The sequence below is a fragment of the Hymenobacter sp. HSC-4F20 genome (genome assembly GCF_019599275.1).
Taxonomy (GTDB): domain Bacteria; phylum Bacteroidota; class Bacteroidia; order Cytophagales; family Hymenobacteraceae; genus Hymenobacter.
Genome location: NZ_JAHZTD010000004.1, coordinates 24,180 through 40,967 on the forward strand (window position 1 = coordinate 24,180; position 16,788 = coordinate 40,967).

The window sequence follows — 16,788 nt, forward strand, 5'->3', positions numbered from 1 at the left end:
ACCAATCCGAAGAGCTTGCGTTAAGGGTACCTGGTTTATTTCCACCTACTTTCCTTTCTGTTATGAACGATACCCCACTCCTGCAGAACTATTCCGACCAGGAAAAAGCCGCTTACCTGAGCGTTATCGCCAGCCTTGCTTCTGCCGACCGCGAAGCCTCGGCCGCTGAAATAGAATTTTTGCAGCAGCTCTCGCACCAGGCTGGCCTAAGCGGAGGTGCTACCCAGCAAGTGCTGACGGCGGCCAAGGATGCCACCAACGAAAGCATCAAAGGCAACCTGGATGCCCTGCGCGGCAGCGACCTACGCTTCTCGCTGGTAACGGACCTTATCAGCTTTGCTCGAGCTGATGGCGCTTACTCGAACACAGAGGAGGAGATGGTCAACAAAATTGCTGCCTATCTCGGCATTAACCAGCAGCAAACCCAGGCGCTAGAGCAGGTAGTCGACCAGGCGGCTCAGGTTCCGCACGATGCCAACGACCCCGCCAAGCAAAGCTTCTTCGGCGGTATTACCGACAAGCTTTCCAGCGTGGGCATTCCGAAGGGGGCGCTCATGGCCGGCCTATTAGGGGTAGTAGCGCCTATGGTAATTTCTAAAGTAATGAACCGCGGTGGCGGAGCCGGCATGCCCGTCGGTGGCGGTATGATGGGAGGCATGGGCAGCGGCTCGTTGGGCGGTCTGCTCGGCGGGGCCGCCCAAAGTGGCATGGGCGGTTTGCTCGGCGGCTTGTTGGGCGGTGGCTTGCTCGGTGGCATGATGGGCGGTGGCCAGCAAAGCTCCTACGGCAACTATCCGCAGCAAGGCTCACACGTAGGCAGCGGCGGTTTAGGCTCCCTGATGTCCATTCTGGGCGGCCTGGGCGGGCAACCGAACATGCAGCCCCGTAGCGCCGGCGGTGGTGGCCTGGGCGGCCTGATGAGCGGGGGCATGGGCGGCCTGCTCGGCGGTCTGCTTGGCGGCCGTTAGGAGTTCGGAGCCTGCTTGCAACTGCAGCGCAGCATAACAGAAAGCCGGCTTCTCCGCGAGGAGAAGCCGGCTTTCTGCGTTAATAAGCCCCCGCTATACTACCGGGGTGCTTGTCGGATTCAGGCCGTCGAGGCGGCCGCTACCGGCGAGCTGTACTACGGTGGTGCCGGTGCTGGCGAAAACGCCGCCGGCGGCTTCTACTACCTCTACCAAGCGGTAGTTAAGCTGTTCTTTCACCTGCAAATACTCGTCGTAGTTCGTGGTTTCCACGAAGTATTGCACTGTTACTTCCTTAGCCGCCGGGGTGAGGGCCGCGAACTGCACCTGTACCTCCTTGGTCACCAAGGGGTTTTCTTCCAGGGCCTGCTTGCCCTCTTCCACAATGCGGTGCAATTGCTGACTGGTAGTTGTATGGCTCAGGGCCAGCGTGAAGCTCACGCGCCGGGCCGTACGTAGCGAAAGGTTGTCCAGCGGCTTGTCAATCATGGCCTTGTTGGGTACGGTCACGTAGCTCTTTTCGGCTGTGCGCAGGCGGGTGCTCCGGAAGCCCACTTTCTCCACGGTGCCCGTAACAGTGCCTACCTCTACCAGGTCGCCCACGGCAAAGGGCCGGTCGAGGAAGATGGTAAAGGAGGCAATTAGGTTTTCCAGGCTTTCCTTGGCGGCGAAGGCCACGGCCAGCCCCCCAATACCCAGCCCGCCAATCAGGGCCGTTACGTTCACCCCGAACACTTTGCTCAGCATCACCAGAAAAGTCAGGGTGAGCACCAGTACCTTCATCAGGTCTTTAGCGAAGGGAATCAGCTGGTTGTTGAGCCGGGAAGGGGTAGCCTCTGCTCGGCGCTGAAATACAAGTACCAGAAAATCAATCAGCCGCAGCCCAATCCAGCCTATGCCCCAAATAACGGAGAGCTGAAATAGCCGAAACAAAGCCACCTGCGGCCAGGGCTCGTTGCGGGTAATATCGGCGCTGCGCACGGGGTAGTCGAGAACCTGAAAGGCGAAGTAGGCGGTAATCAGGAAAACCACCACCGAAATAGGCTGAATCAGCAGAGCCTGGAACTGCTGCTCGCTTACCCCCTCGGTGCGCTTGCGGATAAAGCGGAACACCAGCTTGGACAGCAGCCGGGAGAGCAGCGTCTTGAAGGCGTACCCAAACAGCAGGATGCCCAGGCACGTCAGGTAGGCGCCAATGTTGTTGCCGAGAAATCGAAAACGCAGAATTTCCTGAAAAGTCATGAAGGGAACGTGCCGAATATGGTTGAAATTGAGAAATGTGGAGGAGGAAGGACGCCGTTAGGAACTGCACATCCGCACATTCCTGCACCTGTCACCACATATTCTTCTTATATCAACTGCCGTAGCGCCATTTCAAACGAGGTCTGAGCAATGCCGATTGTGGCCTCGCTCTGGCGACGAGTGCGCTCCAACGCCGCCCGGATTACGCGGGACGTGTCCTGGAAGATGGCCTGGTCGGTGATTTCCGCGTTGGACTCCATCAGGTAGGCAAACACCCGGGCCATGCCGCAGTTGGCAATAAAGTCGGGAATAACGGAAGTGTGGGCGTCGGCAAACTCACCGGTCGGGCCGAAGAAGATTTCCGGGTCCTGGAACGGCACATTGGCGCCGCAGGAAATAACTTCCAGCCCGCCGGCTACCAATTGCTCTACCTGCTGGCGTGAGACGAGGCGCGAGGCCGCGGCCGGAATAAAAATTTCAGCCCCGCTGTTCCAGATGCGCTGGTTTACTTCCTCAAATGGTAGCAGATTATCGGCGGCCAGAGCGTTACCGTCGCGCTCCAGGAACAGCGTCCGGATTTCTTCCAGCGAGAAGCCTTCCTCGTTAATCAGGCCCCCGGCCCGGTCAATAATGCCGGTGATGCGGGCGCCCTGGATGGCCAGGTAATAGGCCGCCGCCGCGCCTACGTTGCCCCAGCCCTGAATAATGGCGCGCTTACCGGCCACCGAGCGGCTACCCCATAGCTCGTAGTAGTGGCGCACGGCTTCGGCCACGCCGTAGCCCGTAATCAGGTCGGCCACGGTGTACTTGCGGCTGAGGTCGGGGGAAAATGCCGCGTCTTCCAGCACCTTCACCACGCCCTGGCGCAATTGGCCCAGCTTCTGAATCTTCTGGGGCTCGGTGGCGCGGTAGTGCCCATTCACGATGCCTTCCTGAGGGTGCCAGAGGCCGTAATCTTCCGTAATTGGAATTACGTCGTGAATTTCGTCCACGTTCAGGTCGCCACCCGTGCCGTAGTAATTTTTCAGCAGCGGAATCACGGCCCGGTACCACCGTTCCAGCACGCCGCGCTTGCGCGGATCCTGCGGATCGAAGTTGATGCCCGATTTGGCCCCGCCAATGGCCGGGCCCGACACGGTGAACTTCACTTCCATAGTTTTGGCCAGGCTTTCCACCTCGCGTTTGTCGAGACCCTTACGCATGCGCGTGCCGCCGCCGGCTGCCCCGCCGCGTAGGGAGTTAATCACCACCCAGCCTTCGGCCTCCGTTTCGGCGTCTTTCCACTCAAAAACTATTTCGGGGCGCTTATTTTCAAAGGTAGCTAGCAGGTCTTTCATCGGGTTGGTACACTAAAGGGTGGGGTGAAGTACTCTGGAAGCAAAGGTACGCACCCCAATTACAGAGCCTCGCACCGACTGGCTGCCGGCCAGTGTGGAGGCCGCCCGGAACGCGAAAGAAAGAAAAGCTGTAATGTATTGGTTGTCAGATTGTATTCCTTCTGGTTCAGCTGCCCAACTGGCAGCTGCGTATAAAGACAGTACTGTACAATATTCCCGGATTTATAAATTTTTTCACTCGCCGGTACGTTAAGAAGGAACTATGCAGAGTCAGAATATCGTATTACGCATATTCCTGCACAGGCTCCCCCGTACACCGTTGTAACGACATATGAAACCATTGCTTTCAAGAGTAGAATCAAAGAAGGTTGACAAGGCCGCGGCTATGCTTAAGGTGTTAGCGCACCCCAAGCGCCTGGCCATTGTCGACTTGCTAGGCAAAGAAGAGAAGATGACCGTCACGGAAATCTACCGCTCCCTTGATTTGCCCCAGGCTATTGCCTCTCAGCACCTCATTACCCTTAAAGACCGCGGCATCCTGTCCTCGTTCAAAGTAGGTACCAAAATCTACTACTCCCTTTCCATCCCGAAATTGCTGGATGTAATTGACTCGCTGGAAGACTGCTGCGACGTGATGTAAGCAGTCAGCCCCTGGGTTATCCTTGGGGACGCATGGCGCCAGCGGTATCTGATTACGCAAAAGCCCACCTGTCAGCAGGCGGGCTTTTTTGCGTTTAGCGGGTAGCCAGAAACTAGGCTACGTCGGGCTGGCGCTCTAAATCGAAAAGGTCCGTGAGCACATCGATGAGCTGATCGGCTTCACCGCGCTTGCAGGCAGCTTTGAGTTGCAGTACGGGCTGCTTGAGCACCTTTTGCATCAAGGAGCGGGTTATGTCGTCCATGCGCTTGGCTTCCTCGGGGCTCATTTTTTTCTGGAAGCGGTCCATCTCCTCCAGCCGGATCTGCTCCAGGGCATTCTTAAGCTTCTGAATGGTCGGCGACACCATCATTTCCTTGGTCCAGTCCTGCAAACCGGCCAGGCTTTCCCCGATGATGGCCCGTACCTGCGGCACGGCCGCCAGGCGGCGCTCCAGCGCCGCCGAGGCTTTGCTGTGGATGGCGTCGATGTTGTACACCAGTACGCCGGGCACCTGCTCTACATCGGTGGCAATGCTGCGAGGCACCGACAGGTCGATGAAAAATTTGTAGCTCATCACGTCAAGGCGCTCCACCATGTCGCGGGTGAAGAAGGGCTCGTCGCGGGAAATGCTGCTGATGATAACGTCGGCGTCCCGGAGGCCAGGCACCAGGTCCTCGAAGTCAATTACCTTGAGGCCACATTCCTCGGCCAAAGCATCGGCTTTGGAACGGGTGCGGTTGCAGATGGTTACGTCCTGAAACAGCTTGCTGTCCCCGAGGTGGCGGCACACATCGGCCCCAATCTCGCCCAGGCCTACCACCAGCACGCGCGGGTTGGCCACGTCGGCGGTCAGCTCTTCCACCAGCTCCAGCGCCGCGTAGGAAGTGGAAGCAGCTCCGTCGCGGAAGGAAGTTTCCTGCTGTACGCGCTTGTTGGTAAAGAAGATAGTGTGCAGCAAGCGGTGCAGGAAGGGGCCAGCCGCATCGGCATCAGCCGACCACTGGTAGGCTTGCTTTACCTGGTTGCTGATCTGCATGTCGCCCACTACCTGAGCGTCGAGGCCCATGGCTACCTCGAAGAGGTGGCGCACGGCCTCAGTATGCTGGTCCAGAATATCAAAGTAGGGAAAGTACTCCGCCACTTCGGGCAGGTGCTTGAGCTGCCCCAAGGCCTCAATGATGGCCGGGCTCTGGTCGCGCTCAGCGGAATAGTACACTTCCGTACGGTTGCAGGTGCTCAGCACGAGCAGATCCGTAAGAGCCAACTCGTGGTGCAGGGTATGCAGGAAACGGCGACAGGCAGCCTCGTCCAATGCAATCAGCTCCCGAATTTCGAGGGGAGCTTTTTTAAAAGAGAGACTGACGGCCTTGAATGGATGGAGCATAGCTTGTGCTAGTGCGAAAATCAGAAGGCAAAAATACAGTACAAATTGCTAGCGTGAAAACAGTTGCTACAACCAGCAGGTTCGAATCAGGGTGTATTCGCGCCAAATACCCTGTTTCAACAGATTAAAGAGAGCTTCTTCTCGTTTAATCTGACAAAAATCATTTCGCTTACGTGCGGTGGCAGCCCTATAGGGGAGCTAGCCCCGTAGTGGGCTCGTATCTTCGCCGGGGTGCGGGCCGTATGCTGCACCTTGCCACCCGCTTGTTTTCCGCTCGTGCTGCCCATCCCGATTTACGACCAGAAGTCCCGCATTAAGCTCATCATTGTGGGCGTCGCCCTGCTGATTGGGGCTGCTACGGTCATTTATACCAACCTGCTGGTGCAGCGCCTTTCGGAGCGGGAGCAGAAGCAGATTGACTTGTACGCCAAAACCCAGCGCTACCTGATCAATACGGAGGAGGAATCGAACGTGTCCTTTCTCTACGACGAGATTATCGAGGCCAACACCACCATTCCCGTTATCTGGGCCGATGACAGCGGCTACCCCCTCGACGCCCAGAACCTGCCCGTGCCCAAGGGCCTGAGTGAAACGGCCCGGGTAGCCTACCTGCAGCAGGAAATGCTGAGGATGAAGGAGCAGCATACGCCCATTGTTATTGAAATCGGGGGTGGAGTGCGCAACTTTATCTACTATAAGGAGTCGGCCCTGCTGACGCAGCTGCGGTTTTACCCGCTGGTGCAGCTGGCCATCATCGGCTGCCTGGGCATTATTGCCTACTTCGCCTTCAGCTACTCGCGCCGGGCCGAGCAAAACCGGGTGTGGGTAGGCCTGGCCAAGGAAACGGCCCACCAACTGGGTACGCCCCTGAGCAGCCTGGTAGGCTGGCAGGCGTACTTACGCGAGTCGGAACGGTTTAAGGACGAGCCCATTGTGGAAGAGCTGGGCAAGGACATCCGGCGGCTGGAAATCATTACCGAGCGGTTCAGTAACATCGGCTCGGTGCCGGTGCTCAACGACGAGAACATCTACCGGGTCACGACCAATGCCATCAGCTACCTGCAAAGCCGGGTGTCGCGCAAGGTCAGCTTCGAGGTAAAAACCGACCTGCCCCTGGATACGCCCGCCCAGGTTAACATTCCGCTCTTCGACTGGGTGATTGAGAACATCTGCAAGAACGCCGTGGATGCCATGGACGGCCGGGGCAGCATCACTATTCACCTGCGCCGCCCCATGCGCAACAAGTCTCAGATTGCCATTGACATCACCGACACCGGCAAAGGAATCCCGAAAAGCAAGCTGGAAAGCGTGTTCCTGCCCGGCTATACTACCAAGAAGCGGGGCTGGGGGCTAGGGCTGGCTCTGGCCAAGCGTATTATTGAGAACTACCACCGGGGCCGCCTCTTCGTGAAATGGAGCGAGGTAGGGCGGGGCACTACCTTCCGGGTAATCCTGAATGGGTAATATAGAAGGCTGCCCAGCGGTAAGCTAAGCCTCTTCCAGCGCTAAGACCGCGCCCCTAGCTGCCTTCGCTCTGCGCGCGGGTAGCTCTTATTTTTGCTTCGGCTGGGAGCTAGGGGCGTCCTGCTGGGCGGCTACCGTTTCGGCCGCCTCCCGGGCTTTCCTGACTTCGGCGCGGTTGGTAATTTCCACGTAGCTGTTGCCTTTCACGGGCTTCCCGTGGTGGGTGCCCTCTACCCGGCACATGCCTTCCCAGTAGTGCATCTTGATGCCCGCAAACAGCTTCAGAGTAAGCTCCTGGTCCGGCATAACTGGGGTGATGGTTAGGTCGTAGCCCTGGCTGGGCAGGCGCAGGCGCCATTTGTTGGGGTAGCGCAGCTTAGAGTGCGGGCTGGTCCAGTAGGCCAGGGGCTCCAGTTGGAAGTCTTCCTGACCGAGGTGGATGTTCTGGGCCTGAGAGCCGTAGTGCGAGCCCCCGCCGATGCTTTGGCCGGTAGCCTTGTTGTAGAGTTGGTAGGCCATAATTTCCTCGCGGTGCTCATCGAGCTGAATGCTGAACCAGTCCCAGCCCAGGTCTTTGGTGGTCACGCTGTTGCAGTTCCACTGCCGGTCGTACCACAATTCGCCCTCTACCTGCCGGGGCTGGCCGTTTACTTCCACGGTGCCGGTGGCCTGCAGGCGGGGGTAGCTGTAGTAGCCAGCCGTGGCGGTGGGGCCGTAGTGCTCGTAGCCGGTGCCACTGTGCAGCAGCACGGGCTTGGCGGGGGTAGTGGTGAGGTTGATGGCCTGGCCAGGGTGAGCGGCCATGCGGGCCTGCAGGTGGTAGCGGCCTTCCTGGCCAGTAAGGGTCCAGCGCTGAGCCTGCTTTTGCACGCTCAGGCTCAGCGGCAGGGTAGGGGCCAGCAGCTGGGGCAGGCGCGTCACCTTGTAGTCGTAGCGAAACTGCTGCTGCTGCGGGTCGGTGAGGGCGAAGTTGACCATTTGCCAGTCCTTCTGGCCCGTGAGGTTGAAGTGGAAGAACACGTATTCCACCCCGAACATTTCGCCGGTGGCTTTGTCGCGCAGGTGGCCGGTGAAGTACCACCATTCCAGGGAGTTCTGCTTGTGCACGGCTTCTTCCTGGGGCAACTGGGCCCGCTCGGCCACTACATCGTACTTGTTGGTAGGTTTGAGCGCGCAGCCGGCGGTAGTGAGCAGCAGGGCGAGGGTAGCGAATAGCAACTTCTTCATACCCCGGAATAAGGATTTTGGGGCCCGAAAGGTTTGCTGGGCGGGGCTTTCTTACGGGCGGAAGGGCCGCGTCAGGCGCCACCACAGGTTGCGCGGGCTATACCACCGGGACGCACTGATGCCGCCCATTACCACCACCTCGCCGCTGAGCATCTGGCCATCGGGGGCCAACAGTACCTGGAGCGCGTTAGTCTGCGGCAGCGTTACCCGCTGTTCTTGCTTACGGTAGCCTACATCGGTGAACTGCAGGGTTACTTCCCGGGCCCCCGCTTCCGGCAGTTGCAGCTCAAACGTGCCATCCGTGCCGGTGGCTACCCCGATGGTGGTGCCTGCTAGTAGCACCGTAACTCCCGGCATTGGCTCTCGCGTAACCGAATTACGTACTACCCCGCGCAGGATGGGGCGGGGTAGGCTGGGCAGCGCAGCAGGCTGAGGAACTGTTACCATGCCCAGCGTAATGGTGTGCGGCGCCGGGGTAGGCTTGGCCGCTACCTGCGCCTGGGCAGCAGAAGTGGCGGCTGCCCCGAATCCTAGCAAGGCCGCCAGGGCGAGAACCGGCCGCCGCCAGCCCGGAGAGGCTGCGACTGGCACCGCCAGAGGCCGGTTTACTTGTTGGGCCCGGAACCGGCCGCAGGTAGTGCCCGCCGCTTGCCCCAGGTAGGCCAGCAGCTCGGCATCGGTCATGCGGGTGAAGTCCACGACTACCTTGTTGCAGGCGGCGCAGTGGCGGCCCTGGGCGGCGGGAGTCATGGCAGCCCAGCTTTCGGAGCAGGGCTGCGGAACCTGGATGGCAGGACGGAGCGACATGGGCAGCAGAGGTTGACGTTGACCTGGTAGATGCCAGCCCGGGCCAGATTCCACACGTCGCGCCGGAATTATTTTGCAAAAGGGCCCCGGTGAATAACCAAGACACCTCTTATGCCCGCCTTCGGCTGCGTTACAGAGGCGGCTTTTGGGGTGGGGCGTGCTGCACCACTCGGCCCATGATCTGCCCCCGACCGGGGCGCGACTTCAGGCGCACGGTAAGCGGCTGGGGTGCAGGCGACACGGCTACCTCTACCGTCTGGCTAGTGAATACGAACGGGCTGCCCTGCACCCGCAGGCTGACGTTGCCCTGCTGCACGGCCGCCCACTGCTGCTTCATGGTAAAGCTGAAGTTGCCCTGCTCGTCGGTAACGGCTCCGTACTTGGTATCGCCAATAAAGATTTCCGCTCCCGCTACTCCCACGCCAGTAGAGTCGTCGAGAACCCGGCCCCGGACGGTAACCTGTCCCTGCGGGGCTGCGGCCGTGGCGTCGGTTTGCTCCGTGGGGCGGGGGCCAGCCGCGTGCTGCGGGCTGGCCGTCTGACAGGCCGTAAGCAGGGGCTTTACGCTGAGCAGGGCCAGCCCCGTGAGCACCCAGCGCCGCCAGCGGGGCGCCGGTGAGCTAAGCACGACGGGCGGCGCGGCAGGCGGCGCGAACTGCTCGGGGGCAAAGAAACCGCACACTTTTCCGCTGGCCGGCCGGGCCAGCCAAGCCAGAATTTCGGGTTGCGTCATGCCGGAAAAGTCGACCACTTCGTGCTGACAGCTGCCGCAGAAGCGGCCATCGGGGGTAGGCGTCATGTCGGCCCAGGGCTGGGGGCAGGGCTGCGGAACGGAAAAGGCCATAAGGGAGAGTGAATGGGGTGAGACAGGTAGCCAGATGCAAAACCGGGCCAGATTCCATAGGAATGAGTAGAAACGTACTTCCACTGACTCCGCGGGGTAGGCTGAATGGCTGGTAGCCGGGGTACGGGCGCGCGTCCGGGTACCCCGGCAGCTTACTCAAACCTAAAAGGAGGGCGGGGGCTGCCCGGGAGGGTGAGGGGTATTGGATGGAAGCTAGGGAAGCGTAGCGGCAATATGCAGCCCCCGGCATTATTCTGTATCTTTTGCCCCTCTTAACCTCTCACTACTGCTTTGTCCACGCCCCTTCCTCCTACGCGCAGCAGCGGCCTGTTTCGCCGCAAAAGCCTCGACGATATTCTGCACAACCCGCCCGCCGACGCCGAGGGTCACGGCGGGGCCGGGGGGGGCTTAGCCCGCCACCTGACTGTCCGCGACCTGACGGCCCTGGGCATTGCTGCCGTTATCGGGGCTGGTATTTTCAGCACCATCGGCAACGCCTCCCACGACGGCGGCCCGGCCGTGTCGTTGCTATTCGTGTTTACGGCCGTGGCCTGCGCCTTCTCGGCTTTGTGCTACGCCCAGTTTGCGGCTACCATTCCAGTCAGCGGCTCGGCCTACACGTACGCCTACGCCTCCTTCGGGGAGCTGGCCGCCTGGATTATCGGCTGGGCCCTGATTATGGAGTACGCCGTGGGCAACATCGTGGTAGCCATTTCCTGGTCGGACTACTTCACCGGCCTGCTCGCGGGGGTAGGGGTGCACATACCCGTTTGGCTGACTATGGGCATGCAAAGCGCCTATAAGCACTACAACGAGGTGCTGGAGCTGATGCAAGCGGGCAAGCCCCTGGCCGAGGCTTCGGCAGCTCAGCTGGAAGGCTACCGGGCCTGGAGCGCAGCCCCGGAGCTGCCGGGCGGCCTGCGGCTGGTAATTGACCTGCCCGCCGGCCTGATTACCCTGGCCATTACGGCCCTGGTGTACGTGGGCATCAAGGAGTCGAAGAACGCCTCAAACCTGCTGGTCGCCCTCAAGCTGATTGTGGTGGCGGTAGTAATTCTGGTGGGCGCCTTCTACATCCAGCCCGCCAACTGGAGCCCCTTCGCCCCGAACGGCATTGGGGGCGTACTCAAGGGCGTGTCGGCGGTGTTCTTCGCCTACATTGGCTTCGATGCCATTTCCACCACGGCCGAGGAGTGCAAAAACCCCCAGCGCGACCTGCCCCGGGCCATGATGTACGCCCTGATTATCTGCACCATTCTCTACGTCATCATCACGCTGGTGCTGACCGGCATGGTAAACTATAAGGAGCTGGCCGTAGGCGACCCGCTGGCCTACGTGTTTAATAAAGTGGGCGTGAAGTGGCTGGGTGGCATCGTGGCCGTATCGGCGGTGTTTGCCATGGCCTCGGTGCTGCTGGTGTTTCAGATCGGGCAACCGCGCATCTGGATGACCATGAGCCGCGACGGACTGCTGCCGCCGGTTTTCTCTAAAGTACATCCCCGCTTTCACACGCCCTCGTTCAGTACCATCGTAACGGGCTTTTTCGTGGGGGTACCGGCGCTACTGCTCAATATGGACCTGGTTATCGACCTGACCTCCATCGGGACGCTGTTCGCCTTTGCGCTGGTGTGCGGGGGGATTCTGATTATTGACCCTTATGGCCAGAGCGAGGCCCGCTTCAAAGTGCCTTACATCAACGGGCAGTTTCTGGTGCCCCTTCTCCTTATACTAGGTGTGGTGCTGCTGCTCATCTACAACCAAGCTGGTATTCAGGAGTTTCAGCGGGCCCTGGGCAGCGGCTACGAGGAAGCCCGCCACTACATTCCGATGCTGGTGTTCTTTGGGTTCTGCCTGGCGCTGGCCTGGCTTTCCTTCCGTAAGCGCCTTTCGCTGCTGCCGGTGCTGGGGCTGCTCACTAACCTCTACCTGATGACCCAGCTGGGCATTAACAACTGGCTGCTGTTCTTTGGCTGGCTGATTATTGGCCTGGCCCTGTACTTCAACTATGGGTTCAAGCACAGCCGTCTGGGGCTGAAAAAGGCCGTAGCCCGCTAGCCGCTCCCTTCGTTACCTGTGTCACCAAACCCGCCGGCTACCGTTGCCGGCGGGTTTGGTGCGTAAATTGGCACCCCAACTTCTGTTGCTTTGCTTCATGGCCGCTGATTTTTCTGGTATTACGCTGGCGGCCCGGCTGCATGCCGCGCGCCAGCAACTGCTGGATCTGGGCCTGCGCAACCCGCTGCTAAACTACCGGGCTTCCAGAACGCGCGGGATGACGATGGTTGGTGCGGAGCCCGCAGCCCTGCTCCGCCAGCTGCTTGAGAAAAGCATCCCCCTGAACGTTGCGCCGGCGGCCCCAGACAATCTGCCGCCGGTTTTACCTGCTACCTGCCTGCGTGCGGAGGTAAGCCGGGGAGAGTTGGAGCGGCGCCTGCGTAACACCTACTACGCGGCCCGTACCAGCCTGGAGGAACAGGGCGTTCAGATTCTGTACTTAGCGTTAGGTCAGCTGCGCTGGTACGACGCGGCCGCCCCCACGGAAGTCCGCCACGCGCCCTTGGTGCTTGTGCCCGTGACCTTGGAGCGCACTGGAGCGCAGTTTACCCTCCGCTACACCGGGGGGGCGGTGGAAGGCAACCTCTCGTTGCAGGCCAAGCTGAAAGCCAGCTTCGGGCTGGCACTGCCCCTGCCGCTGACAGAAGAGCCGCTTGCCCTGGACGAGTACTTGATGGCTGTAGCTTCTGCCGTGGCAGGCCAGAGCGGCTGGGAAGTCGACGCCTCGCCTGTGGTGCTGGACTTGTTTTCCTTCGCTAAGCTGCTGCTCTACCGCGACCTGGACCCCAGCGCCTGGCCCGAACGCCACGGCGTGCTCGACCACCCGGCTGTAGCTGCCCTGCTTACTCCTGATACCGGCTTTGCCGAGCCGCTACCCACCGCCGACGACACCACCTTTCTGGATACTCACCGTCCGGATTCTGAGCTGCAGCCGGTATTTGAGGCCGATGCCTCGCAGCGGCTGGCGCTGCTAGCCGTGCGCGAGGGGCGCAACCTGGTGGTGCAGGGGCCGCCCGGGACGGGCAAGTCGCAGACCATTGCCAACCTGCTGGCCGAGGCCATTGGTGCCGGAAAGAAAGTGTTGTTCGTGGCGGAAAAAATGGCGGCGTTGGAAGTAATAAAGCGCCGTCTGGATGCTGCAGGCCTGGGCGCCGCGTGCTGGGAACTGCACAGTCATACCACCAACGCCCGCGCCGTGCACGAGGAGCTAAAGGCTGCGCTGCACCTAAGCCCGCCAGCATCCCCCCCATGCCCCAACCAAGTAGCCCAGCTGCCGCTCTACCGCGCCGACCTCAACGCCTACGCGCTGGCCGTACATACTCCCATTGGCCGCAGCCGCCGTACCGCCCAGCAGGTTGCCGGGGAACTGCTGCAAGTGCGGGCCGAGGTAGGCAGCACGGCGCTACCCCGGCTTCCGTTCCCGACCCTCTCTACCTGGACGGATGCTGAAGCAGCCCGGGCCGAAGCAGTGGCGGCTCAGCTGCAGGCTACCCTACTGAAAGTAGGAGTGCCCTCGCGCCTTGCGTTCTGGGGAAGCGAGCTAACCGTGCTCTTACCAACTGAGCAGGCCGCTCTGGTCGCGCAAGTGCGGCAGGCCCAGGGCGCAGTTGGCGAACTGCAAAACGCCGCGGCCGCCCTGGCCTCCTACCTCGGCTTGCCGGTTCCTCTTGAACGCACGGCCGCCGAGCAGCTACTACCCGCTGCCCGCCACGCGCAGCTAGCGCCCCCGCTGACCGGAGTAGCCGTGTTGCACCCAGGCTGGGAGTACGCCGGCAGCGCCTTGAATGAGGTGCTAGGTGCGGGGATGCAATACGCGGCCCTCCGCCGGCGCTACGAGGCCGTGTTGCTCCCCGAAGCCTGGAGCGAAGACCTGCGGGCCGAGCGGGCAGCCGTACTTACGGCCGGAGTGGCGTGGTGGCGTTTTCTGAGCCCGGCGTACCGCCGCACCCGCGCCCGGCTGCAGCAGCTGTGGCGGCAGCCCCTCCCCCCAGACCCCGCCACCATACTGGCTCCTATTGATGCGGTGCACGAAGCCCGCCACCATGCCCGCACTATTGCCCATGCCCAGGAGCAAGGGTCCGCACTCTTCGGGCCTCGCTGGCAGGGTGTCCACTCCGATTGGGCCGCGCTCCGCAAGAGTGCCGATTACCTGGCGCTTACATACCGGCGAATTGCGCAGCGCCAGCTTCCGGCCGCGCTGCTGCCCCATCTGCACACCTGCAGCCTGGCCGGCCTTCCTGCGTCCGAATCTGAACTTGACCCCCTACTGGCGGCGCTGGAAAAAGCCCTGCGGGTCCACCGCTCGGCCGTGCAGGCGGTGGTAGCTACCCTGCAGCTAAACGAAGCGCGCCGCTTTGGTTCGGCCGGCCGCTTGCAGTTTCAGGAGTTTACCGCCCAGCAGGCCACGTTATCGGAGTGGGAGGCCGCCCCGGAGGCGTTGGTTCCGCTCTTGGAGTGGAATAATGCAGCAGCCCGGGTGCAGGCTGAGGGCCTGGGGGACTTGCTTCTCGTGGCCGAGCAGTGGGAGCCCGCCCCCCGGCTGCTGGCGGCGGCCGTGCGCCAGACGTGGCTGGAGCTGCTGCTGCAGCAGGCGTACGCCTTGCACCCAGCCCTGCGGCAGTTTGAGCGGGAGGCGCACGAGGAAACCGTCACCCGCTTCCGCGCCGCCGACCTTGCCGCACTTTCCTACCACCGGGGCCGCGCCGCCCGCAAGCATTACGAGCACCTACCTCATCCGCAGGCCGGCGGGCAGGTATTGCTGCTCCGCCACGAGCTGGCCAAGAAAACGCGCCACAAGCCCCTGCGCCGGCTAATGCAGGAAGCCGGGGCCGCCATACAGGCTATCAAGCCAATTTTTATGATGTCGCCGCTGTCGGTAGCCAGCTTTTTGCCCCCCGGCGCGGTGGAGTTTGATATAGTGGTGTTTGACGAAGCCAGCCAGGTACGACCCGTAGATGCGCTCGGTGCCATTGCCCGGGGCCGGCAGCTTGTCGTCGTGGGTGACTCCCGCCAGCTACCACCCACTACGTTTTTCGATTCGCTGTTGGAGCAGCCCGACGAAGCAGCTGAGGAAAACGCCACGGCCGATGTGCAGAGTATTCTGGAGCTGTGCCAGGCCCGAGGGATGCCAGTGCAGCCACTGCGCTGGCACTACCGTAGCGCCCACGAGTCGCTGATAACCTTAGCAAACCAGCTGTTTTACGACAACAAGCTGGTGGTTTTTCCGAACCCGGGGCCGCCCGGCGAGCAGCTTGGGCTAGCCTACCGGTTCTTGCCTACAACGTATTACGAGCGGGGAACCACGCGCACTAACCCATTGGAAGCTAATGCCGTAGCTGAAGCCGTACTGCATCATGCCGCCACTACCCCTCACCTTACGCTGGGAGTTGTTGCCTTTAGTTCAGCCCAGCGGCAGGCCGTACAGGAAGCCCTGGAGAGACGCCGGCCGTTGTCACCAGTGAGTGAATTATTTTTCAGCCAACATCCGCACGAGCCATTCTTTATCAAAAGCCTGGAAAATGTGCAGGGCGACGAGCGGGATGTCGTCTTGATCAGTCTCGGCTACGGACGCACCAGGGAGGGAGTAGTCCCGATGAACTTTGGCCCCCTGAACGGGGTAGGTGGGGAGCGGCGTCTCAACGTGCTCATTACCCGGGCCCGGCGTCGGTGCGAAATCTTTACCAACCTCTCCGCCCCCGATCTTGACCTAAGCCGCAGCAACTCGGCGGGAGTCGCAGCCCTGAAAGCCTTTCTGCACGCGGCCCAGCACGGGCCGCCGCCCAGCGTTGCTGGTCTGTTCGAAGAAGCTCCCTTCGAGCAGGTAGTGGCTCAGGCCCTTACCGCGCGGGGGTACACCGTGCACCCCCGGGTAGGCAGCCCAGGGTTTCACCTGGAGCTGGCAGTTGTTGACCCTGAGCAGCCACAGCGGTACGTGTTGGGCATTACGACAGATGGGGCCATGTACCGAGCGGCCCGCACGGCCCACGACCGAGACCAGCTGCGCCAGCAGCTGCTGGCAACCCGGGGCTGGCGCCTGCACCACATCTGGAGCCCGGACTGGCTGCGTAACCCCGAGGCCGAGGCGGAACGGGCCGTGCAGGCTATTGAGGCTGCCCGCGCGGGGCGCAACCTGGCCCCGGCCCCTCTGCCGGCCACTGCGGTTACCGGGGCTGTACTTACCGATACAGCAGGGGTAGGGCGGCCCTCAGCCCTAGCCGAGCCCTACCAAGTGGCCCAGCTTCCGGCGGCTCTGAAGCACCGCCCTCTGCATCAACACAGCTTAGGGCAGCTAGCCACCTGGCTGGCCCTGGTAGTGCGCATCGAAAGCCCCGTGCACGTGGAAGAAGCTACCCGACGGCTGGCGCAGGCCAGTGGGGCCACGCAAATGGGGAGCCGCCTGCGCGCAGCAGGGCAGCAAGCCGCTGCATTGGCAGCGCACTTACACTACCTACGCCGGCAGGGCGACTTTCTGTGGGAAAACACCATGCAGCAACCACCCTTGCGCAACCGATGCCACTTGCCTGACCTCTCGCGCAAGCTCCGCTTTGTGGCCCCCGAAGAAATAAGCCGGGCCCTGCAAACAGTAATCATGCAGGGCTTTAGCTTACCTCGGGAGGTAGCTTACTTGCACGCTGTGCGGCTGCTGGGCTTCCGCCGTCTTACCGCCGATATGCGCCCCCAGCTTGATGCCAGGCTGGCTAGCCTGCTGGAGCGCAACGCGGTAGTAGAAGTGGGTGGAGTAGTAAAGCCGGCCGGCCTGCATAGCAAGTTGCTACCCGAAGAGTAGGCGTATAGCCTACCCTACTACCAGAAATAGCACGTGC

11 protein-coding genes are annotated in these 16,788 nt (G+C 61.4%); 5 read left to right on the top strand and 6 right to left on the bottom strand.

What is annotated here, in order from left to right; genetic code table 11:
- Positions 1 to 62 precede the first annotated feature (62 nt).
- A complete protein-coding gene (locus tag K3G63_RS22920) occupies positions 63 to 968 on the top strand; it encodes a TerB family tellurite resistance protein (RefSeq protein ID WP_259404569.1) in 906 nt (301 codons plus the stop codon).
- A gap of 93 nt (positions 969 to 1,061) precedes the next feature.
- On the opposite strand, the gene K3G63_RS18835 is transcribed toward K3G63_RS22920, so the two are convergent.
- Complete coding sequence (locus tag K3G63_RS18835; RefSeq protein ID WP_220615687.1) at positions 1,062 to 2,207, bottom strand: mechanosensitive ion channel family protein; 1,146 nt, start codon at positions 2,205 to 2,207, stop codon at positions 1,062 to 1,064.
- A gap of 107 nt (positions 2,208 to 2,314) precedes the next feature.
- A complete protein-coding gene (locus tag K3G63_RS18840) occupies positions 2,315 to 3,544 on the bottom strand; it encodes a Glu/Leu/Phe/Val dehydrogenase dimerization domain-containing protein (RefSeq protein ID WP_220615688.1) in 1,230 nt (409 codons plus the stop codon).
- A gap of 331 nt (positions 3,545 to 3,875) precedes the next feature.
- On the opposite strand from K3G63_RS18840, the gene K3G63_RS18845 reads away from it, so the two are divergent.
- The gene (locus K3G63_RS18845; protein ID WP_220615689.1) at positions 3,876 to 4,184 is read left to right on the top strand and encodes a helix-turn-helix transcriptional regulator; all 309 of its coding nucleotides are present in this window, start codon (positions 3,876 to 3,878) and stop codon (positions 4,182 to 4,184) included.
- A 112-nt stretch (positions 4,185 to 4,296) separates the two neighbouring features.
- On the opposite strand, the gene hemA is transcribed toward K3G63_RS18845, so the two are convergent.
- Positions 4,297 to 5,568 (bottom strand): glutamyl-tRNA reductase, encoded by a 1,272-nt coding sequence (hemA, locus tag K3G63_RS18850; protein WP_220615690.1) that lies wholly within the window; start codon positions 5,566 to 5,568, stop codon positions 4,297 to 4,299.
- 276 nt (positions 5,569 to 5,844) lie between these two features.
- Between hemA and K3G63_RS18855 the strand changes: the two genes are divergently transcribed.
- Positions 5,845 to 7,032: an ATP-binding protein gene (locus K3G63_RS18855; RefSeq protein ID WP_220615691.1), complete on the top strand. Its 1,188-nt coding sequence runs from the start codon at positions 5,845 to 5,847 to the stop codon at positions 7,030 to 7,032.
- An 87-nt stretch (positions 7,033 to 7,119) separates the two neighbouring features.
- Here K3G63_RS18855 and K3G63_RS18860 read toward each other — a convergent pair whose 3' ends face one another.
- From K3G63_RS18860 to K3G63_RS18870, 3 genes are all read right to left on the bottom strand, one after another.
- Complete coding sequence (locus K3G63_RS18860; RefSeq protein WP_220615692.1) at positions 7,120 to 8,259, bottom strand: carotenoid 1,2-hydratase; 1,140 nt, start codon at positions 8,257 to 8,259, stop codon at positions 7,120 to 7,122.
- Positions 8,260 to 8,310: 51 nt separating this feature from the next.
- Complete coding sequence (locus K3G63_RS18865; protein WP_220615693.1) at positions 8,311 to 9,066, bottom strand: carboxypeptidase-like regulatory domain-containing protein; 756 nt, start codon at positions 9,064 to 9,066, stop codon at positions 8,311 to 8,313.
- A gap of 130 nt (positions 9,067 to 9,196) precedes the next feature.
- Positions 9,197 to 9,910, bottom strand: coding sequence for a carboxypeptidase-like regulatory domain-containing protein (locus K3G63_RS18870; protein ID WP_220615694.1), 714 nt, complete (start codon positions 9,908 to 9,910; stop codon positions 9,197 to 9,199).
- A gap of 291 nt (positions 9,911 to 10,201) precedes the next feature.
- Here K3G63_RS18870 and K3G63_RS18875 point away from each other — a divergent pair, with 291 nt between their 5' ends.
- Together K3G63_RS18875 and K3G63_RS18880 are read left to right on the top strand one after the other, a co-directional pair.
- Positions 10,202 to 11,965, top strand: coding sequence for an amino acid permease (locus K3G63_RS18875; RefSeq protein WP_259404570.1), 1,764 nt, complete (start codon positions 10,202 to 10,204; stop codon positions 11,963 to 11,965).
- A 97-nt stretch (positions 11,966 to 12,062) separates the two neighbouring features.
- A complete protein-coding gene (locus K3G63_RS18880) occupies positions 12,063 to 16,751 on the top strand; it encodes a DUF3320 domain-containing protein (RefSeq protein ID WP_220615695.1) in 4,689 nt (1,562 codons plus the stop codon).
- The last annotated feature ends 37 nt before the right edge of the window (positions 16,752 to 16,788 follow it).